Here is a 24,395-nt window from a genome sequence, read left to right on the forward strand (position 1 = left end):
GAGACACCGATGAAAGTGCACGTGAAGTTGGGGATGACAGCCCTTGCCTGCGCGGCCGCGCTGGCGTGCGGGCATGCCGCGTGGGCCGGCGAGCCGGAAGCCAGGAAGTGGATCGACAACGAGTTCCAGCCCTCGTCGCTGGCCAAGGACAAGCAGGCGGCCGAGATGAAGTGGTTCATCGACGCGGCCGCCAAACTCAAGGCGAAGGGCGTCACGCAGATCAACGTGGTGTCCGAGACCATCACCACCCACGAGTACGAATCGAAGACGCTCGCCAAGGCCTTCGAGGAAATCACCGGCATCAAGGTCAACCACGACATCATCCAGGAAGGCGACGTGGTGGAGAAACTGCAGACCTCGATGCAGTCCGGCAAGTCGATCTATGACGGCTGGATCTCGGATTCCGACCTGATCGGCACGCATTATCGCTACGGCGCCATCCTGCCGCTTACCGACTACATGGCAGGCGCGGGCAAGGAATGGACCAATCCGGGGCTGGACGTCAAGGACTTCATCGGCACCAAGTTCACCACCGCGCCGGACGGCAAGCTCTATCAGCTGCCCGACCAGCAGTTCGCCAACCTGTACTGGTTCCGTGCCGACTGGTTCGCGCGCAAGGACCTGCAGGACAAGTTCAAGGCGAAGTATGGCTATGAGCTGGGCGTGCCGACCAACTGGTCGGCATACGAGGACATCGCCAACTTCTTCTCGAACGATGTGAAGGAGCTCGACGGCAAGAAGGTCTATGGCCACATGGACTACGGCAAGAAGGATCCATCGCTCGGCTGGCGCTTCACGGATGCCTGGCTGTCGATGGCCGGCACCGCCGACAAGGGGCTGCCCAACGGCATGCCAGTGGACGAGTGGGGCATCCGCGTGGCCGAGGACAAGTGCACGCCGGTGGGCGCTTCCGTTTCGCGCGGCGGCGCCACCAACAGCCCGGCGGCAGTCTACGCGCTGACCAAGTACATCGACTGGATGAAGAAGTTCGCGCCGCCGCAGGCAATGGGCATGACCTTCTCCGAGGCCGGCCCGGTGCCTGCGCAAGGCCAGGTCGCCCAGCAAATCTTCTGGTACACGGCGTTCACTGCCGACATGACCAAGAAGGGCCTGCCGGTGGTCAATGCCGATGGCTCGCCGAAGTGGCGCATGGCACCGTCGCCGTACGGCCCGTACTGGAAGCAGGGCATGCAGAACGGCTACCAGGACGTGGGCTCGTGGACCTTCTTCAAGAACACCGATCCCAACCGGCTGGCGGCGGCGTGGCTCTATGCGCAGTTCGTGACCTCCAAGACGGTTTCGCTGAAGAAGTCACTGGTCGGCCTGACCTTTATCCGCGACAGCGACATCCATCACGAGTACCTGACCAAGAACGCTGCCAAGTACGGCGGCCTGATCGAGTTCTACCGCAGCCCGGCCCGGGTGGCCTGGACGCCGACCGGGACCAACGTGCCTGATTATCCGAAGCTCGCGCAGCTCTGGTGGAAGAACGTGGCCACCGCGGTGACCGGCGAGAAGACGCCGCAGGCGGCCATGGACAACCTGGCCGAAGAAATGGACCAGGTGATGGGGCGGCTGCAGCGTGCGGGCATGTCCAACTGCGCGCCAAAGCTCAATGCCAAGAGCGATCCCTCGAAGTGGCTGTCGGGCGACCATGCGCCGTGGAAGAAGCTGGCCGACGAGAAGCCGAAGGGCGAGACCATCGCCTATGACAAGCTGCTGCAGGCATGGAAGGAGGGCAAGGTGCGCTGAGGCACGGCTCCTCGGAGGATGTCTGCACGACGGTGGCGCATGCGCCACCGTTTTTCCATCAGGCTCCGGCAGCAGACCAGGCGTCGTCTATCCTGAAGCAGGACGTCAGCCTGCTCTGCCTTGCGGGTTGCGTCCAAGCCGCAGGAGCCAGCCATGCCCGCGATCTGCCTGTTCCTGGCCGGCGACGTGATGACCGGCCGTGGCATCGACCAGATCCTTGCCGTGCCCGGCGAGCCCACACTGCACGAGCATTACGTGCACGATGCGCGGGACTACGTGAGCCTGGCGGAACGCAAGTCAGGCGCGATCCCGAGGGCGGTGCCGCCGGGCTACATCTGGGGCGACGCACTGCCCGAACTGGCCAGCCGCCGCCCGGATCTGCGCATCGTCAATCTTGAGACGGCGGTGACAGTGTCGGCGGATGCCTGGCCTGGCAAGGGCATCCACTACCGCATGCACCCCGCCAACATCGGCTGCCTGACAGCTGCCGGAATCGACTGCGCGGTGCTGGCCAACAACCATGTGCTGGACTGGGGCGAGGCGGGACTGACGGACACGATTGCCGTCCTGCAGCGCGAAGGCATTGCCACATCGGGGGCGGGACCGGATACCGACGCGGCGGCACACCCGGCCTTGCTTGATGTTCCGGGCAAGGGCCGTGTCGTGCTGCTGGCATTCGCCATGGAGAGCGCCGGCACGCTGCGACAGTGGCAGGCGGGCGACAGCCGGCCAGGCGTGAACCTGTTGCCGGATTTCTCGACGGCAAGCGCGGCACGCATCGCCAGCCAGGTCCGCGCTTTCCGGCAGCCGGGCGACGTGGTCGTGGTATCGATGCACTGGGGCAGCAACTGGGGGTTCGGGCTGGAGCCGGGGCAGCAGGCCTTTGCGCACCGCCTGATCGATGAGGCCGGTGTCGATATCGTCTACGGGCACTCGTCGCACCATGTAAAGGGGATTGAATGCCACGGCGGCAAGCTGATCCTCCACGGCTGTGGCGACTTCATCAATGACTACGAAGGCATCGGCGGCTACGAGAGCTTCGCGCCGGACCTGGCGCTGATGTACTTCGTCACGGTGGATGTTGCCGGTGGCCGCCTGGCGGACCTGACGCTGGTGCCGCTGCGCCGGCAACGGTTCCGGCTCTGCCGTGCCACCGAGGCGGAGCGGGACTGGCTCGGGCGCGTGCTTGATCGCGAAGGGCGCGCGTTCGGCACGCGGGTGTCCCGCCTGGCGCGGAGCGGGCTGCAGGTCGTGTGTGCGTGACCCGCGCACACACTAAGCGATGCTCGTTGTCTCGGGTGACGCGTAGCGGGCCTTGCCGTGCCGCTTGGCCTCGTAAAGCGCCATGTCGGCGCGCATGAACAGCTCGCTGACCGTCATGCCATGGTCGGGGTGGTGGAGCGCGGAGCCGACGCTGGCAGTCGCGACGAGTGTCAGTCCGTCTATGACAAACGGCTTCAGCGCTGCCTGCACAATCGTCTGCGCGATGCGCTCGACCGTCCTGGGATCGGCCACGCCGTTCAGGATGACGGCGAACTCGTCGCCGCCGATGCGGGCGACGGCGTCGCCCTTGCGCACACATGCGGTCAGCCGCTGTGCAAAGGCGACCAGCAGGCGGTCGCCGACCGGATGCCCGTGGCTGTCGTTGACGGCCTTGAAATCGTCCAGGTCGACCAGCAGCAGGGCGGCAGCCTGGCCATCGGCGTCGGTGCGGGCCATGGCTTCGGCCAGCCGGCGGTCAAAGCCTTTGCGGTTGAGCAGGCCGGTCAGGTGGTCGGACACCGTCTGGGCTTCGAGCTTGCGCAGCTTTGCACGCTCGCTGGTTACATTGCGCGCGAACATGTGCAGGCCCAGCACGGTGTCCTGTTCATCGTTCCAGGCCGGCTGGCAGGTGAATTCCATGCATTCGGAGCCGTCCGCATTCTCGCGCGTGAAGGTGACCAGCTTGCCCGCGTAGGCTTGCTCCAGGTAGGGCTTCGAAGCCAGGTATGCCTGCGTTCCCCACAGCTCGCGCAGCGTCAGCCCGACGATCTGTGCCGCCGGCAGCCCGAAATGGCATGCATAGGCCTGGTTGACGAAGACGTAGCGCTCGTTGGCGTCGATGGATGACACGAAGTCCGGCACGTGGTTGGCAATGGCTTCGATGCGCTTCTCGCTCTCGGCGGCGCGGTCCTTGGCCGCCTTCAGTGCCGCTTCGCGCTCGGAGAGCTGGCCCATCACCTCGGCAAAAGTGCCGGCCAGCTCGCCGATCTCGTCTTCGCGCCCGAGCGGCAGTTCCGCCACGGCTGCCGGGTTGGCGGCCACCTGGCGCACCACGCGGGTGAGCCGTTGCAGCGGCGCCAGCAGACGGGACATCACGAGCCACATCAGGATGGCCGCGATGACGAGAGACAAGCCGGCCGCTGCGATCACGCGCGCGCGCGCCTGGACCAGTGGGGCATAGGCCTCCCTGGCGGGCAGTACGGCCACCACTTCCCAGCCATTGGCCTCGAGCAGGTAGCGCGCAACGATCGGCTGGGTAGGGCGCAGGGCTTCCCAGAAAGGCTCGGGCTTGTCGTTGCCACATGTTTCGCCGATGGCGCGAGCCGGGGCGAGGATCTTCGCCGGGTCCTGGTGCATCGCATAGCGCGGGCTGGGCCCGGCCGAGACCAGGCAATAGCTGCCGGTCACGCCAACCCGGCTGTGTGCCAGTTCGCGCAGGAAATTGCTGGAGGAAAGGTTGAGGACGCCGCCCACCACCGCGCGCAGTTCGCCTTTCGGCCCGGTGAGCGGTACGGCAAGGACAACCCCCGGCGAGTTGGTGAGCTTGCCTTGCAACAGATCGGACACGGCATAGGATGCGCCGCGCTGTATCTCACGGAAATAATCGCGTTCGCCTACCTGTAGCCGGACGCCGTCGGGTACCGCTGTGCTGAAGATGACTTCGCCATCCGGCGCAGCCATGAAAACCGCGTTGAAGCTCACCGGGAGGTCCGCCGCATCGGCTGCGAAGCGCTTCAGTTCAGCCGGCCTGGCGCCGAGCATGGGCGTGAGCTGCCGCGCCAGGCGCCGCAGCATGGCCGTGCGGCTCTCCAGCTTCTCGTCGAGTTGTTCGGCAATGAGTCTGACCAGCGTGTCCTGCTGGGCCTGCAAGAGGTCTTTCAGGCTCTGGTAGGCGTAATACTGGGAGAACAAGGCCCGAATTACGATGATCAGGGTGACCACTACCGCGGTGGCGACCGCCATCCGGTACTTCAAAGAGCGCCGCATGAGTAACTTCTTAATTTTGCGCACTGACCCGTTTTTCCAGTCCCGGGGCTATGAACTGCCGACCCGCCCCATTTGTGTGGAACCGGATTTGCAGATTAGCAGAGTTGCAGTCCGCTTCGTCAAAGCAGACGTTGCAATCCGGCGGGATGTGAATTTCGCTGCGCTTGCGGGGAGGCGTTGGTGGTGCTGGTGCGACGATCGGTAACAGGAAAGGGCACTGCAAACGGCGAATGGTCGCTCCGGCAATGTGGGCCGTTGTATGGCACATTGCGGGCATCGGGTGCCGCCGGCGTCTTATCCGTGCGGAGCCCGGGATGTCCACCTTGTTGCTTCCGACTCGATCAATCCTGGAGCCCATTTGAAATGACCACCCCATTCACGCTGCTGGACCTGGCGGGTGCGAGCCGCGCACCTTCCGCCTGGGATGCCTCGGTGCTGATCCTGATCGACCATCAGCGCGAATACGTCGATGGCAGCCTGCCACTGGTCGGCATGCCGTCGGCGGTCGCAGCCTGTGGCGAGCTGCTGGCGCTGGCACGTCGCCACGGCACGCCTGTTATCCACGTGGCGCACCACGGACGCCCCGGCAGCGCGGCCTTTGACCCGAGCGGGCCTTATGCAGCGTTCATCGAAGGCATCGGGCCGAGTGCCGGCGAGCATACCGTCGTCAAGGGCCTGCCCAACAGCTTCGCTGGAACCAGCCTCGCTGAACTGCTGACCTCGATCGGTCGGAAGGAGCTGATCGTCGGCGGCTTCCAGACGCATATGTGCGTGAGTGCGACGGTGCGCTCCGCGCTCGACCATGGCTATCGCACCACGGTGGTCGCTGCCGCCTGCGCCACGCGCGATCTGCCTGATCCGCTAGGCGGCGGGCCTCTGCGCGCGGCGGAACTGCACCGCAGCACGCTCGCCGCGCTCAACGACCGCTTTGCGACCGTGGTGGCGGACGCATCGGCCTGGCGCTGAGCGGCATCGGGGGCCGACCGCCTCAACTGCCGGCCCCAGCCGTTCCGATGGACGGCCAATGGCGATAGCGCTCGATGGTGCCATCGGCGTCGCGTACCGTGATCTCGATTCCCCTGGGCTGGTTTCGCCGGCTCATCAGCGCGGCATATTGGGAGATGCCCGAATCGTAAGTGGCGCGGGTGCCCTGGCGGATTGCCAGCCGCAGGATGTGCATCGGGACAAAGCGCTCCGGCTCCTGCATGTCCCCCAGCGCCAGCGGCGAAAAATGGATCGGCAGGCGAGCCAGCTGGTTGAAGCGCCGCCGCAGGCCGGCGAGCGCCTGGACGGTCATCGCGGCGCCTTCGCCTTCGGTGCCGGCGCGCGTCATGCCCCGCACGCCGGGGCGCCACAGCGTGCCGACGACCAGGAGTGGAGGCGAGGCGCCAGTCGCCGGCGCATCGGTCCACAACTCCGCAATGGACTGCATGTCGCCGCGCAGGTCGTAGGTGAAGGACACCTCTGAAAACGTGCGGCGGTATCCGATGATGCAGTCCAGATCCTCGTCATAGAGCGGCCGGGCATCGCGCGGCACATTGGCGGGGCGCATCTCGAACCATCCCGCGGAGACCGGATTGCGGCCGGTCCAGGCGAGCGAGACTGCGCGATCTTCGGGGTGGTGAGGGTGTGGCACGGTCCGGTTCCCGCGATAGAGAGGAACCGTCCACGCTATTGGCTTTGTGGCCTGGCCGATATGGGACGAGCCTTGTGTCGGGGTGCCGGATTGTTTCGCGCACAGCCCAACTTGTGGTTATCCCGGCCTGCGGTAAGCGGCCTAGTGTCCTGTCCCGCAAATCAACTCGATATGAAATCGCCCAATTGCCCGCCGTGCGTCGTTGCTTGTCGTTGCCATAGCTACGGCTATGGCGCCTCCTCGCGCCTAGCCTGACGGGCAATTGGACGATTTCATTTATCAAGCTATTTGCGGGACAGAACACTAGAATGTGATGAGGATCGTCATTCCGTCAGGAGGTCATCATGCTCACCGCAATTGTCCTGGCTGCCACGATTGTTGCCCTGTACATCCTCGCCATCAGGGCCGAGTTTTTCCACAAGTCGCCGCTATACCCGGAACACGCGCATCCGCTCCACTACTGGTGGGACCGGCTTGTTCACCACAAGAAGTAGGTACCCGGCGGGCGGCCATCGGCCTGACCCGGCTTCTCGCGCGAAGGAGGTCCACATGACCACGCTCCTGTTGCTTGCAACGTCGCTCGGTGTCCTCGCGATTTACGTCTTCACCATTCGGGCAATCTTTCATCCGAGGCCGAAGCTGGACCGCGCCCGCTTGCACGCGCGTCGCCATCTCGATCGACGGTCCTGACGGGGCGGCTTGCTCCTGCCTGCAAGACTAGGCGCCTTCGCAGACGATCGCCGTCAGGAACGGTGCTGCGTGCTCGACACTGGCCTTGCTGCCGGCAGCCTTGAGCGACTTCCTGACCGATTCCTCGCCTGCTACGACCACCACGCCGTAGAGCGGTTTATCCGAAGGTGAGCCGTCCCCGGGCCTGAACAGCAGGTCGCCTCGCTGATAGCCAAAGACGGCGAATACGTCGTGATCAAACGCGGTCAGCCTGACATCGTGCGCCGGCCAGAAAGCATTGACCGAGTTGGGTTCGACATGCATGGGACTGGCTTCGATAAGGTGGTGCGCGCGCAGCTCCGAGAAGAAGTGGTGGGGAGAATCGCCGCACGAAAGTGCCGAGTCGAGTGGCGCGGAGTGGGCAAGCGCCGGAAGTGCCACCAGTAAGACACCCAGGACAGAATTTTTCATGGCGGCACTTTACCTGAGTCGGCGTGGTGGCGCCGGGCGTGCCGCGGGCTGCGCCGTGGTTAGGCAGGAAGGGCATTCCACGAGGCTTTGCGGCAATGAAAAAAGGCCCTCGACTTTCGTCTGAGGGCCTTCTTCCATACGGTTTCCCGCGAATCTGGTGGGTGGTACAGGGATTGAACCTGTGACCCCTGCCGTGTGAAGGCAGTGCTCTACCGCTGAGCTAACCACCCCAGCTGCTGCGTCGTCGTTGCCGTCGTGCAGCGGAGAAACGAGATTATGCAGAGGTTGCTGTATCTTGTAAAGCCCTTTTTTCGAGCTTTTTGCATTGCAGCGATACGGGCTGGCAGGATCCTCACTCTGCGGCGGCTTGAAGTGGCTCCTGCTCCTGCCATACCGTCTTGCCGCCACTGGCCTTGTCGAGTTGCTTGAGCACGGCCAGGTGGGCCGACTGCTCGGCCTCGCTGGCCAGCAGCACCGGCAGCGTCAGCCGCGACAGGTCGGCCGCCGCCACCGCGCCGCCGTCACCGCCCGTGCTGTCCAGCATGTCGATGACCAGCGAGTTCTGGCCGCGCGTCATGGCCAGGTAGACCTCGGCCAGCAGTTCGGCGTCCAGCAGTGCGCCGTGCAGCGTGCGGTGGGCGTTGCTGATGCCCATCCGCTCGCACAGGGCATCGAGCGAATTGCGCTTGCCCGGGAACATCTGGCGGGCTTCGCGCAGAGTATCGATCACATTGCCGGCATGTTCGCGAAAGGGCGGCAGGCCGAGCAACTGGAATTCCATGTCGAGGAAGCCCAGATCGAACGGCGCGTTGTGGATGATCAGCTCCGCGTCCTGCACGAAGTCGCGGATCTCGCTGACGACTTCGGCGAACTTGGGCTTGTCGGCCAGGAACTCGACGGTGATGCCGTGGACGGCGATCGCGCCCTCGTCGATGTCGCGTTCCGGGTTGACGTAGAAGTGCAGGTGACGCCCCGTCAGGCGCCGGTTGACCAGTTCGACGCAGCCGATTTCGATCAGGCGGTCGCCGGAGGCGGCATTGAGGCCGGTGGTTTCTGTGTCGAGAACGATTTGTCGCATGGCGGGCATTCTAGCGGAGCGCCGGGCATGGGGGCCCGGCGCAGGCTGAAAGAAGCTGGAGATCAGGCGTTCAGGGATTCGACGCCGCGGTTGGCCAGCGCGTCGGCGCGCTCGTTGCCGGGATGGCCGTTGTGGCCGCGCACCCAGTGCCATGAAATCTGGTGCTGCTGCGCCAGTACGTCGAGCTCCTGCCACAGGTCGGCGTTCTTCACGGGCTTCTTGTCGGCGGTCTTCCAGCCGCGGGCCTTCCAGCCCGGCAACCATTCGCTGATGCCTTTCTGCACGTACTGCGAGTCCGTGTAGACGCGCACCGTGCACGGGCGTTTGAGTGCCCGCAGTGCCTCGATGACGGCGGTCATCTCCATGCGGTTGTTGGTCGTGTTGGCTTCGCCGCCGAACAGTTCCTTCTCGCTCGTGCCGGAGACAAGGACGGCGCCCCAGCCGCCGCGGCCGGGGTTGCCCTTGCAGGCGCCGTCTGAGTAAATCGTGACTTCTTGCATAGGAAATTGGATGTGACCGCCCGATTGGGTGGTCGCAGTGAATGGGCCCGGCTGCGCTGTCAGCGTTCCTCGCCGGGTGTCTTGCCGTGGGTGCCGGTGGGTGTGGCAACCGGAGATGCGACTGGCGCAAGCGATGGCTTGCTCTTCCAGGCGGGGCCGACCAGCCGGATATTGCGCACCCGCTTGACGGCCGAGATCATATAGACCGCCCCGAAGATCGGCCACCAGCGGTCGCCGGCTTTTTCCATGAAGGCGGCGCGCTGCAGCCAGCGCTCGGTGCGGTAGGGTGGGCAGTAGCAGCCAAAGCGGCCGCGGATGATATCGAAGCCGAGCAGCTTGAGCCAGTCCTTGATGCGGACAAAGCCGATGGATTGCGCATCCGCCGGCAGGAACGGCGTGGCGCCAACCCGGTTCAGGCCCTGGCGGGCGCCCCACAGGCTCATCGGGTTGAAGCAGGTGATCACGACGCGGCCCTCGGGCATCAGCACCCGCGAGACTTCGCGCAGTACCTCATGCGGATCTTCCGAGAACTCCAGGACGTGGGGCAGGGTGACGAGGTCGATGCTCTGGGTATCGAACGGCAGTTCGTCGAAGCGGCACAGCAGCTGGCGGGCATCGGGATGGGCCTCGCGCGGACCATGCGGGCCGCTGGCGGGGTCGAGCGCCAGTGCCGAGAACGGCATGCGGTTCTCGCGCAGGGTATCGATGACCGGCAGGCCGAACTGCACGGCGTGGTAGCCGAAGATGTCTGCCACGGTCCGGTCGTACTGCTGCGCCTCCCATCGGAGCATGTATTCCCCGGGAGGCGAAGCCAGCCAGTCTTCCCAGCTTACAATCGGACGATTGGACATAGGAGCACGTATGTTGAAAGTGGAGCCGATCCCCGCATTCCAGGATAACTATATCTGGGCTATCCACGACGGGCACAGCGCCGCCGTGGTGGACCCGGGCGAGGCCGCGCCGGTGGAGGAGTTCCTCGCGGCGCGGGGCCTGGCTCTGGGCGCTATTGTAATCACCCATCACCACGGCGATCACCAGGGCGGCGTTTCCGACCTGCTGGCGGCCCACCCGACCACCTCGTCGGGCAGCCCGATGCCGGTTGTCGGGCCGGCCGGCGAACGGATCGGCGGACGGACCCAGGCGGTGCGCGAGGGCGACACCGTGGCGCTGGAGGCGCCTGCCGTGCAGTTTCGCGTACTTGACGTTCCGGGCCACACCGCCGGCCACGTCGCCTATGTCGGCGACCTGCGCGAGGCCGGCCCGGCGGTGTTCTGCGGCGATACGCTCTTTGCTAGCGGCTGCGGCCGCCTGTTCGAGGGCACGCCCGCGCAGATGCTGGACTCGCTGGACAAGCTCGCCGCGCTGCCGGGCGACACCCGTGTCTATTGCGCTCATGAATATACGCGCAGCAATGTACGCTTCGCTCGCGCCGTGGAGCCGGGGAATCATGCATTGGCGGAATGGGAATCCCGCGTCGATGCGCTGCGCCAGGCCGACCAGCCGACGGTGCCCACCACGGTGGCGCATGAGCGGGCGGTCAATCCCTTCCTGCGATCGCGCGAGCCAGCGGTGCGTGCGGCCGTGGCGGCCCATGGCGGCAATCCCGCCAACGATGCCGCGGCCTTCGGTGCGTTGCGCGGCTGGAAGGACAACTTCCGGTAGCCGTCTTGCGCGGATGCCGGCCACGCCCAGGGCGCGCCGGAGAATTTGCATCCTGTGGAAAATCTGATTGACGCGAATCGCCGTTTTTTTTAGCATCAGGCACAATTTTTGGCGTCACGATTCGAGAACTTAATGAAATTTGGTCGATTACTGGCGGTAGTTGCGTGTGCCGCGCTGCTTGCAGCCTGCGCCAGCACACCCACCCCGCCTGCCGCCGACAACACCGGCGCGACGACCGCCCAGAATTCCACGCCTGCAAAGAAGGATCCGCTCAACTCGCTCAACAGCGAAAAGAGCACGGCGTTCGGCACCTCCACTATCAATGTCGACCAGGGCGGCCTGGACTGGCTGCAGGGCCCGTCCACCGATATCTGGGACCGTATCCGGCGCGGCTTCGCCATGCCGGATCTGGAGGGGACGCTGGTCGACGACCGCACCCAGTGGTATGCGCAGCGGCCGGAATATATGGAGCGGATGGTAGGGCGTTCGAGCCGCTACCTCTATCACATCGTCGAGGAGCTGGAGCGCCGCAAGATGCCGACGGAACTGGCGCTGCTGCCGTTCGTCGAGAGCGCGTTCAACCCGCAGGCGCAGTCCACTGCCAAGGCCGCGGGCATGTGGCAGTTCATCCCGAGCACGGGCAAGACCTACAACCTGAAGCAGAACATGTTCCGCGACGAGCGGCGCGACGTGCTGGCGTCGACCGACGCCGCGCTGGATTACCTGGCGCGGCTGTACGACATGTTCGGCGACTGGCAGTTGGCGCTGGCGGCCTACAACTGGGGCGAGGGCGCAGTGTCGCGTGCCATTGCACGCAACCAGGCGCGCGGGCTGCCGACGGACTACGCCAGTCTCACCATGCCCAACGAGACGCGTTACTACGTGCCGAAGCTGCAGGCGGTGAAGAACATCATTGCCAATCCGGCGGCCTATGGCGTGAAGCTGCCTGAGATCCCGGACCACCCGTATTTCGTCACGGTGACGACCTCGCGCGACATCGATGTATCGCTGGCGGCCAAGCTCGCCAATATGCCGCTGGACGAGTTCAAGGCACTGAATCCGTCGTTCAACCGGCCGGTGATCCTCGGGGCGTCCAATCCGCAGATCCTGCTGCCGTTCGATAATGCAGAGCGCTTCCAGTACAACCTGAACACGTACCGGGGCGGCCTGTCGAGCTGGACCGCGGTGACGGTGGACAACCGCGAGCGGATCGAGGCCTTGGCCGCGCGCCTGAATATCGACGTCGATACGCTGCGCGAGATCAATAGCATCCCGAAGGGCATGCGGCTGAAAGCGGGCTCGACGGTCATGATCCCCCGCTCGGGACACCACGACCAGGACATCAGCGCCTCGCTGGCCGATACGGCCATGCTGTCGATGGAGCCGGACGTGCCCGACGCGCGCCGGATCGTGGTGCGGGCCGGCCGGCGCGATACGGTCGCTTCGGTGGCGCGGCGCTATGGCGTGTCGGCGGGGCAGGTGCAGTCGTGGAACAAGCTGCCGGGGACCAAGCTGGTGGCCGGGCAGAGCCTGGTCCTGATGGTGCCGGTGCGTGGCGCCGGCGCCGCCAGGGCGGCGCGCGCGCAGGCCGCGGACGACAAGCCTGAAATCGTACGGGTATCGGCGGGCGGCAAAGGCAAGAGCGCGAGCAAGACCGAGCCGCGCAAGCGCATCACGGTAGAGGCCAGGCCGCGGCAAGCGGTCAGGAGTGCAGCGCCGTCGCACAGCGTACGGGAGGCCAAGGCGTCACCGGCGGTCAAGGCGTCCGCCAAGAGTACGGCCAAGGGCGCCAAGGCACGCTGAGAGAGCCAGGCCGGACCGTAAGCAAAGGGGCGTTGCCAGCGGCACGCCCCTTTTTCAATTGACGGCAACCGTCGGAGCCCGGGTTCCCTCGTGGTGGGGTGGCGCGCACAGCGCGGTCCGCTGGTGGCAAACTAGCAGGACGATAAGACTACCGCAGACCGCGGAGGAGACCTGCCATGACGGCAAGCCATGCCGTGCATGCGCGTTCGCTGGCCGACCCCCAGGGGTTCTGGGCCGAACAGGCGAAGCGCATCGACTGGGAAACGCCCTTCGGGCAAGTGCTGGACAACAGCTGCCCGCCATTCACCCGATGGTTCGTGGGCGGGCGCACCAACCTGTGCCACAACGCGCTCGACCGTCACCAGGCAGCGCGCGCCGCCCAGCCCGCGCTGGTATGGATCTCGACCGAGACTGACGAGCAGCGCACCTACACCTACGCCGAGCTGTACGACGAGGTCAACCGCATGGCTGCGATCCTGCAGGGGCTTGGTGTGCAGAAGGGCGACCGCGTGCTGATCTATATGCCGATGATCCCGCAGGCGACCTTTGCCATGCTGGCGTGTGCGCGCATCGGCGCCATCCACTCGGTGGTGTTCGGCGGGTTTGCCTCGGTAAGCCTGGCGGCGCGGATCGACGACGCGCAGCCGCGCGTGATCGTCAGCGCCGACGCCGGCTCCCGCGCCGGCAAGGTGGTGCCCTACAAGCCGCTGCTCGACGAAGCGATCCGCTTGTCGCAGCACAAGCCTGAAAAAGTGCTGCTGGTCGACCGCAAGCTCGCCGACATGCCGCGCACCGAAGGGCGCGACGAGGACTACGCCGCCTGGCGCGAGCGGGTGGCCGGTGCTCAGGTGCCGTGCGTCTGGCTGGAGTCCTCGGAGCCCTCCTACGTGCTCTACACCTCCGGAACCACGGGCAAGCCAAAAGGGGTGCAGCGCGATACCGGCGGCTATGCCGTGGCGCTGGCAACGTCGATGGCGTACATCTTCTGCGGCAAGGCCGGCGACACCATGTTCACCGCGTCGGACATCGGCTGGGTGGTGGGGCACAGCTATATCGTCTACGGACCGCTGCTGGCAGGCATGACCACGGTGATGTACGAAGGCACGCCGATCCGCCCGGACGGCGGCATCCTCTGGCGCATTGTCGAGCAGTACAAGGTCAACCTGATGTTCAGCGCGCCGACCGCGATCCGCGTGCTCAAGAAGCAGGACCCGTCCTGGCTGACGCGCTACGACCTGTCCAGCCTGCGCCTGCTGTTCCTGGCCGGCGAGCCGCTGGACGAGCCGACCGCCCGATGGATCCAGGAAGGCATCGGCAAGCCGGTGGTCGACAACTACTGGCAGACCGAATCCGGCTGGCCGATCATCGCCATCCAGCGCGGCATCGAAGCCCTGCCGCCCAAGCTCGGCTCGCCCGGCGTGCCGGCCTATGGCTACGACCTGCGCATCGTGGACGAGAATACCGGCAAGGAGTGCGCGCCAGGGCAGAAGGGCGTGGTTGCCATCGATGGGCCTCTGCCGCCGGGCTGCATGAGCACGGTCTGGGGCGACGATGATCGATTCGTGCGCACCTACTGGTCGGCCGTGCCGAACCGCTTGTGCTATTCGACGTTTGACTGGGGGGTGCGCGACGAGGATGGCTACGTGTTTATCCTCGGCCGCACCGACGATGTCATCAACGTCGCGGGCCATCGGCTCGGTACGCGCGAGATCGAGGAGAGCCTGTCCTCGCACCCGGGTGTGGCAGAGGTGGCAGTGGTCGGCGTGCAGGACGCGCTCAAAGGGCAGGTGGCGATGGGCTTCTGCATCGCCCGCGACGCCGCCCGCACCGCCACGCCTGCCGACCGGCTGGCGCTTGAGGGCGAGCTGATGAAGACAGTGGAGCAGCAACTGGGCGCGGTCGCGCGCCCGGCGCGGGTGTTCTTCGTCAACGTGCTGCCCAAGACGCGTTCCGGCAAGCTGCTGCGGCGCGCGATCCAGGCGGTGGCGGAAGGGCGCGATCCCGGCGACCTGACCACCATTGAGGATCCCACCGCGCTGGAGCAGCTGCAGTCCGCCCTGAAGGGCTGAGCGCGCCAAGGTGAATCTGCGACGTGCCTGACCAGGCACATCGCAGAATCACCTTGCCACATGCTCACGCGCGGACTAATATTTGAAGCATAAAATATTTAAGCTTGATTTAGATGCCGTCCGGATAGGCTGGCTGGCAGGAGACGACAAATGCGAGTGCTTTGTATTGGCGGTGGTCCGGCAGGCTTGTACTTCGGCTTGCTGATGAAGCTGCAGGATCCGGCGAACGAGGTCATCGTGGTCGAGCGCAACCGGCCGTACGATACCTTCGGCTGGGGCGTGGTGTTCTCCGATGCCACCATGGACAACCTGAAGGAGGCCGACCCGGTCAGCGCCGCCGAGATCAACGCGGCGTTCAACCACTGGGACGATATCGATGTCCATATCGGCGGCCGCACCATCCGCTCCGGTGGCCACGGCTTTATCGGCATTGGCCGCAAGCGCCTGCTCAACATCCTGCAAGCCCGCTGCGAGGCGCTCGGCGTGAAGCTGGTGTTCGAGACCGATGTGAGCGATGACCAGGCACTGGCCATGCAGTACAACGCCGACCTGGTGATTGCCTCGGACGGCCTCAACAGCCGCATCCGCACCCGGTATGCTGACACCTTCCGCCCGGACATCGACACGCGTCAATGCCGTTTTGTCTGGCTCGGCACCCACAAGCTGTTCGACGCCTTCACCTTCGCCTTCGAGAAGACCGAGCACGGCTGGTTCCAGGCGCACGCCTACCGCTTCGACGACAACACCTCGACCTTCATCGTCGAGACCCCCGAGGAAGTCTGGCGCGCCGCTGGCATCGAACAGATGAGCCAGGAGGAGGGCGTGGCGTACTGCGAAAAACTGTTCGCCAAATACCTCGACGGCAACAAGCTGATCAGCAATGCTTCCCACCTGCGCGGCTCCGCGATCTGGATCCGCTTCCCGCGCGTCATCTGCAACAAGTGGGTGCACTGGAATACGCTGGCGGACGGGCGACGCGTGCCGGTGGTGCTGATGGGCGATGCCGCCCATACCGCGCACTTCTCGATCGGCTCCGGCACCAAGCTGGCGCTGGAAGATGCGATCGACCTGGCCGCCGACATCGGCGCGGCCGGGCACGACGGGCTGCCCACGGCGCTGGACCGCTACGAAGCCACGCGCAGCGTGGAAGTGCTGAAGATCCAGAATGCCGCGCGCAATTCCACGGAGTGGTTCGAGAACGTCGAGCGCTATGCGGGCCTCGCGCCGGAACAGTTCGCCTATTCACTGCTGACACGCTCGCAGCGCATTTCGCACGAGAACCTGCGCGTGCGTGACGCTGGCTACGTCGAGGGCTTCGAGCACTGGCTGGCACGTCAGTCCGGCGTTCCGGCCGAATCGGCGCAACTGAGCGAAGGCAAGTCGGTGCCGCCGATGTTCACGCCGTACCGCGTGCGCGGCGTCACGCTGAAGAACCGCGTGGTGGTATCGCCGATGGCGATGTATTCCTGCGTCGACGGCGTGCCGGGAGACTTCCACCTGGTGCACCTGGGGTCGCGCGCACTCGGCGGCGCCGGCATGGTGGTGGCGGAGATGACCTGCGTCTCGCCGGATGCCCGCATTTCGCCGGCCTGCCCGGGCCTGTGGAACGACACCCAGCGCGATGCCTGGCGGCGCATCGTCGACTTCGTCCATGGCAACAGCGACGCGCGCATCGCCATGCAGCTTGGCCACTCCGGGCGCAAGGGCTCGACGCAGCTGGGCTGGGAAGAGATGGACCACCCGCTGCCCGAAGGCAACTGGCCGGTGATTTCGGCTTCGGCGCTGCCATACTTCCCGGGCGAATCGCAGACCCCGCGTGCCATGACGCGCGCCGATATGGATCGCGTGCGGGATGATTTCGTTGCCGCCGCGCGCCGCGCTGCCGAGGCCGGATTCGACTGGCTCGAGCTGCACTGTGCGCACGGCTACCTGCTATCGAGCTTTATCTCGCCGCTGACCAATACGCGTGAGGACGAGTACGGCGGCTCGCTGGCTGCACGGCTGAGCTATCCGCTGGAAGTCTTCGCCGCGGTGCGCGAAGTCTGGCCGCAGGACCGGCCGATGTCGGTCCGGATCTCGGCGCACGACTGGGTGGAAGGCGGCATTACCGCCGACGACGCCGTGGAAATCGCCAAGGCGTTCAAGGCGGCCGGCGCCGACATGATCGACTGCTCGTCGGGGCAGGTGAGCCCGGACCAGGAGCCGGTCTACGGTCGTATGTACCAGACGCCGTTTGCCGACCGCATCCGCAATGAGGCCGATATTCCGACCATTGCAGTCGGTGCGATCTTCGAAGCCGACCACGTCGACTCCATCGTCGCTGCGGGCCGTGCCGATCTCTGCGCAATTGCCCGTCCGCATCTGGCGGACCCGGCGTGGACGCTGCATGAGGCGGCAAGGCTGGGGTATCGCGATGTCACGTGGCCCAAGCAATACCAGGCCGGCAAGCGCCAGCTCGAAACCAACCTGGAACGCGCGGCTGCACAGGCGCAGCCGCCGGGGAAACAAGCATGACCGCATCGAAGCTTTCATTGCAGGGACGGCACGCCCTGGTTACCGGCGGCGGGCGCGGTATCGGCGCCGCCATCGCACAGCGCCTGCTGGCGGACGGCGCCAGGGTGACGCTGCTCGGGCGCGATGCCGCAACGCTCGATGCCACGGTGCGGGTGCTGAGCACCGCCGTGACGGACCACGGGATGCTGACTGCGGTCAGCGCCGACGTGACGGATGCGGAAAGCGTTGCCAATGCATTCAGGGCTGCGACGGCAAAGGCGGGGCCGGTCACGCTGCTGGTCAACAATGCCGGACAGGCCCACAGCGCGCCGTTCGTCAAGACCAGCCTGGAACTCTGGCAGCGCATGCTGGACGTGAACCTGACCGGGACCTTCCTCTGCACGCAGGCCGCCCTGCCGGACATGCTGGAGGCTGGCTGGGGGCGCATCGTCAACGTTGCCAGCACTGCCGGGCTGATCGGCTACGGCTACGTCAGCGCCTATTGCGCGGCCAAGCACGGCGTGATCGGCCTGACGCGCGCGCTGGCGCTGGAAACCGCGGACAAGGGCGTGACGGTCAACGCCGTCTGCCCGGGCTATACGGAAACCGACATCGTGCGCGATGCGGTGGCCAATATCGTCAGCAAGACAGGCCGCACCGAAGCGCAGGCGCGCGCCGAGCTGGCCGCGCGCAATCCCCAGCGCAAGCTGGTGCAGCCGGAGGAAGTTGCCGACGCTGTGGGCTGGCTGTGCCAGCCGTCCGCGGCCTCGATCACGGGCCAGGCCATCCCGGTGGCCGGCGGCGAGGTCATGGCGGGCTGACGCAAGGCAGCTGCCAGCAGCGATACAGACAATTATTTGAGCGAGATAGACATGAGCGAGATTGCACTGGACATGCGCCACCACAAGCGCAGCTTTGCCGACTACAAGCCTGAGCACTTCCTGTGGTCGGTCTCGGCCGACGGCAAGGTGGCAACGGTGACGCTGAACCGCCCCGAGCGCAAGAACCCCCTGACGTTCGATTCCTACGCCGAGCTGCGCGACCTGTTCCGCGGCCTCTGCTATGCCCGCGACATCAAGGCTGTCGTCGTGACGGGAGCTGGGGGCAATTTCTGCTCCGGCGGCGATGTGCACGAAATCATTGGCCCGCTGACGAAGATGACGATGCCGGAACTGCTCGACTTCACGCGCATGACCGGCGACCTGGTCAAGGCCATGCGCGCGTGCCCGCAGCCGGTGATCAGCGCAGTCGACGGCATCTGCGCCGGTGCCGGCGCGATGATGGCGCTGGCTTCGGACATGCGTCTCGGTACTGCGCTGGCCAAGACGGCTTTCCTGTTCGTACGCGTAGGGCTGGCAGGCGCGGACATGGGCGCCTGCTCGCTGCTGCCGCGCGTGATCGGGCAGGGCAGGGCCAGCGAGCTGCTTTACACCGGACGCGTGATGACCGCGGAGGAAGGCTTGCAGTGGGGCTTCTTCAACGCACTGCATCCCTCCGATGCCGTGCTGGCACAGGCCCACGCGCTGGCGGTGCAGCTGGCGGCCGGCCCCACCTTCGCGCACGGGGTGACCAAGAAGCTGTTGCATCAGGAATGGAACATGGGCCTGGACGAAGCTATCGAGGCCGAAGCCGAAGCCCAGGCCATCTGCATGCAGACCCGCGACTTCCGTCGCGCATACGAGGCTTTTGTTGCCAAGAGCAAGCCTGTGTTCGAAGGCGACTAAAGGACTTCCCATGTCAGACAAGACCTATCTCGACCTGCCGTTCCTGGGGGATGCGCACCGCGTGCTGGAACGCGATCTCGATGCCTGGTGCGCGGCGAACCTGAGGGTCGACCACAGCGATACCGATGCCGCCTGCCGCGCGCTGGTGCGCCAGCTTGGCGAGGCGGGCTGGCTGCGCTATTGTGTGCCGGCTGCGCATGGCGGCGCGCTGCCCGCGCTCGATTCGCGCTCGCTGTGCCTGATGCGCGAGACGCTGGCCCGCCATGACGGCCTGGCTGACTTTGCGTTCGCGATGCAAGGCCTGGGTTCGGGCGCGATTTCGCTGGCCGGCAGCGATGCCGCGCGTGAGCGCTACCTGCCGCGCGTGGCGCGCGGCGAGGCCATCGCCGCCTTTGCATTGTCCGAGCCCGAAGCCGGCTCCGATGTGGCGGCCATGCAGTGCAGCGCTCGGCTGGATGCGGACGGCAGCCACTACGTGATCGATGGCGCCAAGACGTGGATCTCCAATGGCGGCATCGCGGATTTCTATTGCGTATTTGTGCGGACCGGCGAAGCGCCGGGCGCGCGAGGCATCTCGGCCTTCGTGGTCGACGCGGACACGCCGGGCCTGACCATTGCCGAGCGCATCGACGTGATGGCGCCGCACCCGCTCGCCACGCTGCGCTTCGACAACTGCCGCGTGCCGGTGGGGAACCGCCTTGGCGAAGCCGGGCAGGGCTTCAAGGTGGCGATGATGACGCTCGATATCTTCCGCGCCTCCGTCGCCGCCGCGGCGCTTGGCTTCGGCCGGGCTGCGCTGGACGACGCGATGGCGCGTGCCTGTGCCCGCCCGATGTTCGGCGGCGTGCTGGCCGACCTGCAGCTGACGCAGGCCGCCATCGGCGACATGGCCACGGCCATCGACACGGCAGCGCTGCTGACCTACCGCGCGGCCTGGCTGCGCGACGTCAAGGGCGTGCGCACTACGCGCGAGGCGGCGATGGCCAAGATGGTCGCGACCGAGAATGCACAGCAGGTGATCGACCGCGCAGTGCAGATGTTCGGCGGCCTGGGGGTGAAGGTAGGCACGCGGGTGGAGAGCCTGTACCGCGAGATCCGCTCGCTGCGCATCTATGAAGGTGCGACCGAAGTGCAGAAGCTGATCATTGCCCGCGAAACGCTCGCCGGCAGGGCAGCCTGAGCGCGGCACGAAAACCACCTAGCGAAACTGCGACACAGCAGAAAGCAGACAGGAGACAAGTCATGGCAACCACAGCCCACCTCGACACCTTTGCCCGGGACCGCTTGCCGCCGTCGGCGTTGTGGCCGGAATTCCGCTTCAACGCGGATACCGACTACCCGGAGCGGCTCAATTGCGCAGTGGAACTGGTTGACTGGCATGTGCGCGAGGGCCGCGGCGAGCGCGTGGCGATCCGCCACCGGCGCGACGGGCGCATCGAGACCGTGACCTACGCGCAGCTCGGAGCGCTGAGCAACCGGATCGCCCATGTGCTGGTGGAGGATATGGGCCTGGTGCCAGGCAACCGCGTGCTGCTGCGCGGCCCCAACAACCTGATGATGGCCGCGAGTTGGCTGGCCACCCTCAAGGCGGGCCTGATCGCGGTGCCGACCATGCCGCTGCTGCGTGCCAAGGAGCTCAAGCAGATCATCGATAAGGCGCAGGTCAGCGCTGCACTATGCGATGTGCGCCTGCGCGAGGAACTCGATGCCAACCAGCTATCGGGTGGTGAGTTCCACTGTCCGAGCCTGACACGCACCCTGTATTTCAACGGGCAGGGTGAAGGCTCGGTCGAAGCCGCGATGGCCGGCAAGCCGGACCGGTTCGACGCCTGCGATACCGCCGCCGACGATGTGTGCCTGATTGCCTTCACCAGCGGCACCACTGGTCAGCCCAAGGGGACCATGCACTTCCACCGCGACGTGCTGGCGATGTGCGACCTGTTCCCGCGTCACGTGCTGCGCCCGGAGCCGGACGACGTCTTCTGCGGCACGCCGCCGATTGCCTTTACCTTCGGACTGGGCGGGATGCTGTGCTTCCCGTTGCGGGTCGGCGCCAGCACCGTGCTGGCCGAGAAGCTGACGCCCGAAACGCTGCTGGAGCTGATTCACGACTTCCGGGCGACCATCGTGTTCACCGCGCCGACGTTCTACCGGCAGATGGCGGCCCTGGCGCCGCGCTACGACCTCGGCAGCCTGAAGAAGAGCGTATCCGCGGGCGAGGCGCTCCCCGATGCCACGCGCCAGAGCTGGAAGGCGGCGACGGGCATCGAGATGACCGACGGCATCGGCGGCACCGAGATGATGCATATCTTTATCTCCAGCGCCGGTGCCGATGTGAAGGCGGGCGCGATCGGCCGTGTGGTGCCGGGCTATATCGCGCAGATTGTCGATGACAACATGCAGCCGCTGCCGCCGGGCAAGGTCGGCAAGCTGGCGGTGCGCGGCCCGACCGGCTGCCGCTACCTGGACGATCCACGCCAGACCAACTACGTGAAGGACGGGTGGAACCTGCCGGGTGACACCTTTACCGTGGATGAGGACGGCTACTACTTCTACCAGGCCCGCTCCGACGACATGATCATCTCCGCCGGCTACAACATCGCCGGCCCCGAGGTCGAGAGCACCCTGATGCAGCACGAGGCCGTGGCCGAGTGCGGCGTGGTGGGTGGCCCGGATGCGGAGCGTGGGCAGGTTGTGACCGCCTACGTGGTGCTGCGCGAAGGCGTGGATGCCAGCGACGCCATGCGCGCCGCGCTGCAGGACTATGTGAAGCAGAAGATCGCGCCGTACAAGTATCCGCGCCGCATTGTCTTCGTTCCCGCCTTGCCGCGCACCGAGACCGGCAAGCTGCAGCGCTTCCGCCTGCGGAAAATGGCGGAGCAGGGCAATGGCGACGCCAAGGGTGCGGGGCAACAATGAGCGCCGTATTCCGCAACACGGTCCGTGTCCGTTTCGCACACTGCGATGCGGCCGGCATCGTGTTCTACCCGCGCTACTTCGAGATGCTCAACGACTTCATCGAAGACTGGTTCGGCGAAGCGCTCGGGTGGCCGTTTGAAGCCATGCACGGCACGGGCCATGCAGGCGTGCCGACCGCGGAACTGAACTGCCGCTTTGTCGCGCCCAGCCGCCTCGGCGATGTACTCACGCGGGAGCTGCGCGTACTGAAACTCGGGCAATCGAGCTTCACGGTGCATATCCGCTTCGCCGGTCCGCAGGACGACACGCGGCTGGAAGTGACGCAGCGGCTGGTGTGTGTGGACACGGCAAAAATCGAGCCGCGCCCCTTGCCCGAAGCCGTACGGGAGGCCATGGCGCGATATGTGGACACCGATTTAGCAGCGCCGGCTGCGTGAATGCATAAGCCGGTCATCAGAGACACAGCAACAAAACTCAGCAACAGGAAGCCATCATGAAAATACTTCAGCCGCCCGAGTGGGCTGCCCCGCGAGGCTACGCCAACGGTGTGATGACCGAGATGCAGGCCGGCAGCCGCCTGATCTTCGTCGGCGGGCAGATCGGCTGGAACGGCCAGTGCGAATTCGAAAGCGACGATTTCGGCTTGCAGGTCGCCCAGACCTTGCGCAATGTCGTGGCCGTGCTCGCGGCCGGCGGTGCGCGCCCCGAACACATCACGCGCATGACCTGGTATGTGAAGGACAAGGCGGAATACGTCGGGTCATATCGCGCCATCGGCGAGCACTACCGGGAGATCATCGGGCGGCATTTCCCGGCGATGACTGCGGTCGAGGTGGCGGACCTGGTGGAAGCGCGCGCGAAGGTGGAAATCGAGGTCACGGCGGTAGTGCCTCCGGCGGCATAGGATTGCCTGGCGGGAGCGGCGGGGCGCTGGCGAGGGCGGCACGCCCGCGCGCAAGTCCTTGAAAACTTGAGAAATTGGTCGGCGCGGGATATAATTCGAAAGTTTCGCTTTCAGAACCCTTCACCCTAGCGCCTACCGCTTTCCACCTTCCGCCGCCCCCGCCCGCGCAGCCCTCGCAAGCATGAAGTCATGTGATGCAAGGAGCATGCCGCGACCGAGTCCGACTGCAACGGCGCGATGCCGATGCCGCCGCACCGGAAACTGCCTCGGGGGCACGAGGCGTCGATTGGTCGGTCACGGGGTGAGTCCAGCAGGAGCCTACCCGTGTTACCGTCTTTTCCGTCCGCCATTCTCGCGCTTGCAGACGGCACGGTCTTTCGTGGCTATTCCATTGGCGCTTCCGGCCATACCATCGGTGAAGTGGTGTTCAACACCGCCATCACCGGTTATCAGGAAATCCTCACCGACCCCAGCTATTCCCGGCAGATCGTCACGCTGACGTATCCGCATATCGGGAACTACGGCGTCAACCCCGAGGATGTCGAAGCCACGAAAGTCCATGCCGCCGGCCTGATCATCAAGGATCTGCCGATTCTGGCCTCCAACTTCCGCAAGGAACATACGCTCGGCCACTACCTCAAGCAGGAAAAGGTCGTTGCCATCGCCGGCATCGACACCCGCAAGCTGACCCGCATCCTTCGCGAGAAGGGCGCGCAGAACGGCTGCATCCTGGCCGGCGAGGACAACGTCCAGAAGGCCATCGACCTGGCCCGCTCGTTCCCCGGCCTGGCCGGCATGGACCTGGCCAAGGTGGTGTCGGTCAAGGAACCGTACGAGTGGACCCAGTCCGAGTGGAAGTTGGGCGAAGGCTACGGCAAGCAGGACAAGCCGCAGTTCCACGTGGTTGCCTATGACTACGGCGTCAAGTTCAACATCCTGCGCATGCTGGCCGAGCGCGGCTGCAAGGTCACCGTGCTGCCCGCCCAGGCGAGTGCCGCCGATGCGCTGGCCCTGAATCCGGACGGCGTGTTCCTGTCGAACGGCCCTGGCGACCCCGAGCCCTGCGATTACGCCATCGCCGCCACCCGCGAGTTCATCGATCGCGGCATCCCCACCTTCGGCATCTGCCTGGGCCACCAGATCATGGCCCTGGCCGTCGGCGCCAAGACGCTGAAGATGAAATTCGGCCACCACGGCGCCAACCATCCGGTCAAGGACCTGGACGACGGCCGCGTGGTGATCACGTCGCAGAACCACGGTTTCGCGGTGGACGCCGACACGCTGCCGTCGAACGTGCGCGTGACGCACAAGTCGCTGTTCGACGGTTCGCTGCAGGGCTTCGCGCTGACCGACAAGCCGGCCTTCTGCTTCCAGGGTCACCCGGAAGCGTCGCCCGGCCCGAACGACGTGGCCTACCTGTTCGATCGCTTCACGAAGATGATGGCGGACGCGCGCAAGTAAGCACG

Annotated in this window: 22 protein-coding genes and 1 tRNA gene; 16 read left to right on the forward strand and 7 right to left on the reverse strand. The window is 65.7% G+C overall.

The features are described from left to right. Positions 1-21: 21 nt before the first annotated feature. Complete coding sequence (locus RM96_RS00990; RefSeq protein ID WP_039006782.1) at positions 22-1,752, forward strand: ABC transporter substrate-binding protein; 1,731 nt, start codon at positions 22-24, stop codon at positions 1,750-1,752. Positions 1,753-1,905: 153 nt separating this feature from the next. Next, positions 1,906-3,015, forward strand: a complete 1,110-nt coding sequence (locus RM96_RS00995) for a CapA family protein (RefSeq protein ID WP_039006710.1) — start codon at positions 1,906-1,908, stop codon at positions 3,013-3,015. Positions 3,016-3,027: 12 nt separating this feature from the next. On the opposite strand, the gene RM96_RS01000 is transcribed toward RM96_RS00995, so the two are convergent. After that, a complete protein-coding gene (locus RM96_RS01000; RefSeq protein ID WP_238587027.1) occupies positions 3,028-5,001 on the reverse strand; it encodes a sensor domain-containing diguanylate cyclase in 1,974 nt (657 codons plus the stop codon). Positions 5,002-5,364: 363 nt separating this feature from the next. Here RM96_RS01000 and RM96_RS01005 point away from each other — a divergent pair, with 363 nt between their 5' ends. Further along, the gene (locus RM96_RS01005; protein WP_039006714.1) at positions 5,365-5,967 is read left to right on the forward strand and encodes a cysteine hydrolase family protein; all 603 of its coding nucleotides are present in this window, start codon (positions 5,365-5,367) and stop codon (positions 5,965-5,967) included. Positions 5,968-5,989: 22 nt separating this feature from the next. On the opposite strand, the gene RM96_RS01010 is transcribed toward RM96_RS01005, so the two are convergent. After that, entirely contained in the window at positions 5,990-6,637 is a 648-nt protein-coding gene (locus tag RM96_RS01010; protein WP_039006716.1) for a hypothetical protein, read from the reverse strand. Positions 6,638-6,981: 344 nt separating this feature from the next. Between RM96_RS01010 and RM96_RS39190 the strand changes: the two genes are divergently transcribed. After that, a complete protein-coding gene (locus tag RM96_RS39190) occupies positions 6,982-7,131 on the forward strand; it encodes a hypothetical protein (RefSeq protein ID WP_193752368.1) in 150 nt (49 codons plus the stop codon). Positions 7,132-7,186: 55 nt separating this feature from the next. Next, positions 7,187-7,327 carry a hypothetical protein gene (locus tag RM96_RS39195; RefSeq protein ID WP_193752369.1) on the forward strand — a complete coding sequence of 47 codons (141 nt, stop codon included), beginning with the start codon at positions 7,187-7,189 and terminating at the stop codon, positions 7,325-7,327. 27 nt (positions 7,328-7,354) lie between these two features. Here RM96_RS39195 and RM96_RS01015 read toward each other — a convergent pair whose 3' ends face one another. From RM96_RS01015 to RM96_RS01035, 5 genes are all read right to left on the reverse strand, one after another. Beyond that, the gene (locus RM96_RS01015; protein WP_039006718.1) at positions 7,355-7,777 is read right to left on the reverse strand and encodes a hypothetical protein; all 423 of its coding nucleotides are present in this window, start codon (positions 7,775-7,777) and stop codon (positions 7,355-7,357) included. A gap of 155 nt (positions 7,778-7,932) precedes the next feature. After that, positions 7,933-8,007, reverse strand: a tRNA-Val gene (locus RM96_RS01020). Between the two features lie 122 nt (positions 8,008-8,129). Continuing rightward, positions 8,130-8,855 (reverse strand): DNA polymerase III subunit epsilon, encoded by a 726-nt coding sequence (gene dnaQ, locus RM96_RS01025; protein ID WP_039006783.1) that lies wholly within the window; start codon positions 8,853-8,855, stop codon positions 8,130-8,132. Between the two features lie 62 nt (positions 8,856-8,917). Further along, positions 8,918-9,355, reverse strand: a complete 438-nt coding sequence (rnhA, locus tag RM96_RS01030) for a ribonuclease HI (RefSeq protein ID WP_039006720.1) — start codon at positions 9,353-9,355, stop codon at positions 8,918-8,920. A 59-nt stretch (positions 9,356-9,414) separates the two neighbouring features. Beyond that, the gene (locus RM96_RS01035; RefSeq protein ID WP_039006722.1) at positions 9,415-10,206 is read right to left on the reverse strand and encodes a class I SAM-dependent methyltransferase; all 792 of its coding nucleotides are present in this window, start codon (positions 10,204-10,206) and stop codon (positions 9,415-9,417) included. A gap of 10 nt (positions 10,207-10,216) precedes the next feature. Here RM96_RS01035 and gloB point away from each other — a divergent pair, with 10 nt between their 5' ends. The 11 genes from gloB (at position 10,217) to carA (ending at position 24,390) form a co-directional block, all read left to right on the forward strand. Further along, complete coding sequence (gene gloB, locus RM96_RS01040) at positions 10,217-11,017, forward strand: hydroxyacylglutathione hydrolase (RefSeq protein WP_039006724.1); 801 nt, start codon at positions 10,217-10,219, stop codon at positions 11,015-11,017. Positions 11,018-11,149: 132 nt separating this feature from the next. After that, positions 11,150-12,820 carry a transglycosylase SLT domain-containing protein gene (locus RM96_RS01045; RefSeq protein WP_039006726.1) on the forward strand — a complete coding sequence of 557 codons (1,671 nt, stop codon included), beginning with the start codon at positions 11,150-11,152 and terminating at the stop codon, positions 12,818-12,820. A 176-nt stretch (positions 12,821-12,996) separates the two neighbouring features. Then, on the forward strand, positions 12,997-14,889 hold the full coding sequence (locus RM96_RS01050; protein ID WP_039006728.1) for a propionate--CoA ligase: 1,893 nt from the start codon (positions 12,997-12,999) through the stop codon (positions 14,887-14,889). A gap of 150 nt (positions 14,890-15,039) precedes the next feature. Next, complete coding sequence (locus RM96_RS01055; protein WP_039006730.1) at positions 15,040-17,403, forward strand: bifunctional salicylyl-CoA 5-hydroxylase/oxidoreductase; 2,364 nt, start codon at positions 15,040-15,042, stop codon at positions 17,401-17,403. Continuing rightward, positions 17,400-18,203 carry an SDR family NAD(P)-dependent oxidoreductase gene (locus RM96_RS01060; RefSeq protein WP_039006731.1) on the forward strand — a complete coding sequence of 268 codons (804 nt, stop codon included), beginning with the start codon at positions 17,400-17,402 and terminating at the stop codon, positions 18,201-18,203. Before RM96_RS01055 ends, RM96_RS01060 begins: the two co-directional genes overlap by 4 nt. A gap of 51 nt (positions 18,204-18,254) precedes the next feature. Then, positions 18,255-19,106, forward strand: coding sequence for an enoyl-CoA hydratase family protein (locus RM96_RS01065; RefSeq protein ID WP_039006733.1), 852 nt, complete (start codon positions 18,255-18,257; stop codon positions 19,104-19,106). 10 nt (positions 19,107-19,116) lie between these two features. Beyond that, positions 19,117-20,286, forward strand: coding sequence for an acyl-CoA dehydrogenase family protein (locus RM96_RS01070; protein WP_039006735.1), 1,170 nt, complete (start codon positions 19,117-19,119; stop codon positions 20,284-20,286). Between the two features lie 62 nt (positions 20,287-20,348). After that, positions 20,349-22,025, forward strand: coding sequence for an AMP-binding protein (locus tag RM96_RS01075; RefSeq protein WP_039006738.1), 1,677 nt, complete (start codon positions 20,349-20,351; stop codon positions 22,023-22,025). Next, positions 22,022-22,462 carry an acyl-CoA thioesterase gene (locus RM96_RS01080; protein ID WP_039006740.1) on the forward strand — a complete coding sequence of 147 codons (441 nt, stop codon included), beginning with the start codon at positions 22,022-22,024 and terminating at the stop codon, positions 22,460-22,462. The genes RM96_RS01075 and RM96_RS01080 overlap by 4 nt, the downstream gene beginning before the upstream one ends. Positions 22,463-22,518: 56 nt before the next feature. Beyond that, positions 22,519-22,929, forward strand: a complete 411-nt coding sequence (locus RM96_RS01085) for a RidA family protein (RefSeq protein ID WP_039006741.1) — start codon at positions 22,519-22,521, stop codon at positions 22,927-22,929. A 324-nt stretch (positions 22,930-23,253) separates the two neighbouring features. Continuing rightward, positions 23,254-24,390: a glutamine-hydrolyzing carbamoyl-phosphate synthase small subunit gene (gene carA / locus RM96_RS01090; protein ID WP_039006743.1), complete on the forward strand. Its 1,137-nt coding sequence runs from the start codon at positions 23,254-23,256 to the stop codon at positions 24,388-24,390. Positions 24,391-24,395 lie beyond the last annotated feature (5 nt).

It is taken from the genome of Cupriavidus sp. IDO (assembly GCF_000812465.1).
Taxonomy (GTDB): Bacteria; Pseudomonadota; Gammaproteobacteria; order Burkholderiales; family Burkholderiaceae; genus Cupriavidus.

Excerpts from the sequence above, each read along its gene's own strand:
- RM96_RS01050 (WP_039006728.1), top strand. The coding sequence starts at position 12,997 with ATGACGGCAAGCCATGCCGTGCATGCGCGTTCGCTGGCCGACCCCCAG.
- RM96_RS39195 (WP_193752369.1), top strand. The coding sequence starts at position 7,187 with ATGACCACGCTCCTGTTGCTTGCAACGTCGCTCGGTGTCCTCGCGATT.
- RM96_RS01035 (WP_039006722.1), bottom strand. The coding sequence starts at position 10,206 with ATGTCCAATCGTCCGATTGTAAGCTGGGAAGACTGGCTGGCTTCGCCT.
- RM96_RS01080 (WP_039006740.1), top strand. The coding sequence starts at position 22,022 with ATGAGCGCCGTATTCCGCAACACGGTCCGTGTCCGTTTCGCACACTGC.
- gloB (WP_039006724.1), top strand. The coding sequence starts at position 10,217 with ATGTTGAAAGTGGAGCCGATCCCCGCATTCCAGGATAACTATATCTGG.
- RM96_RS01015 (WP_039006718.1), bottom strand. The coding sequence starts at position 7,777 with ATGAAAAATTCTGTCCTGGGTGTCTTACTGGTGGCACTTCCGGCGCTT.
- RM96_RS01005 (WP_039006714.1), top strand. The coding sequence starts at position 5,365 with ATGACCACCCCATTCACGCTGCTGGACCTGGCGGGTGCGAGCCGCGCA.
- RM96_RS01085 (WP_039006741.1), top strand. The coding sequence starts at position 22,519 with ATGAAAATACTTCAGCCGCCCGAGTGGGCTGCCCCGCGAGGCTACGCC.
- RM96_RS01070 (WP_039006735.1), top strand. The coding sequence starts at position 19,117 with ATGTCAGACAAGACCTATCTCGACCTGCCGTTCCTGGGGGATGCGCAC.
- dnaQ (WP_039006783.1), bottom strand. The coding sequence starts at position 8,855 with ATGCGACAAATCGTTCTCGACACAGAAACCACCGGCCTCAATGCCGCC.
- rnhA (WP_039006720.1), bottom strand. The coding sequence starts at position 9,355 with ATGCAAGAAGTCACGATTTACTCAGACGGCGCCTGCAAGGGCAACCCC.
- RM96_RS00995 (WP_039006710.1), top strand. The coding sequence starts at position 1,906 with ATGCCCGCGATCTGCCTGTTCCTGGCCGGCGACGTGATGACCGGCCGT.
- RM96_RS01060 (WP_039006731.1), top strand. The coding sequence starts at position 17,400 with ATGACCGCATCGAAGCTTTCATTGCAGGGACGGCACGCCCTGGTTACC.
- RM96_RS39190 (WP_193752368.1), top strand. The coding sequence starts at position 6,982 with ATGCTCACCGCAATTGTCCTGGCTGCCACGATTGTTGCCCTGTACATC.
- RM96_RS01075 (WP_039006738.1), top strand. The coding sequence starts at position 20,349 with ATGGCAACCACAGCCCACCTCGACACCTTTGCCCGGGACCGCTTGCCG.
- RM96_RS01045 (WP_039006726.1), top strand. The coding sequence starts at position 11,150 with ATGAAATTTGGTCGATTACTGGCGGTAGTTGCGTGTGCCGCGCTGCTT.
- RM96_RS01000 (WP_238587027.1), bottom strand. The coding sequence starts at position 5,001 with ATGCGGCGCTCTTTGAAGTACCGGATGGCGGTCGCCACCGCGGTAGTG.
- RM96_RS01065 (WP_039006733.1), top strand. The coding sequence starts at position 18,255 with ATGAGCGAGATTGCACTGGACATGCGCCACCACAAGCGCAGCTTTGCC.
- RM96_RS01055 (WP_039006730.1), top strand. The coding sequence starts at position 15,040 with ATGCGAGTGCTTTGTATTGGCGGTGGTCCGGCAGGCTTGTACTTCGGC.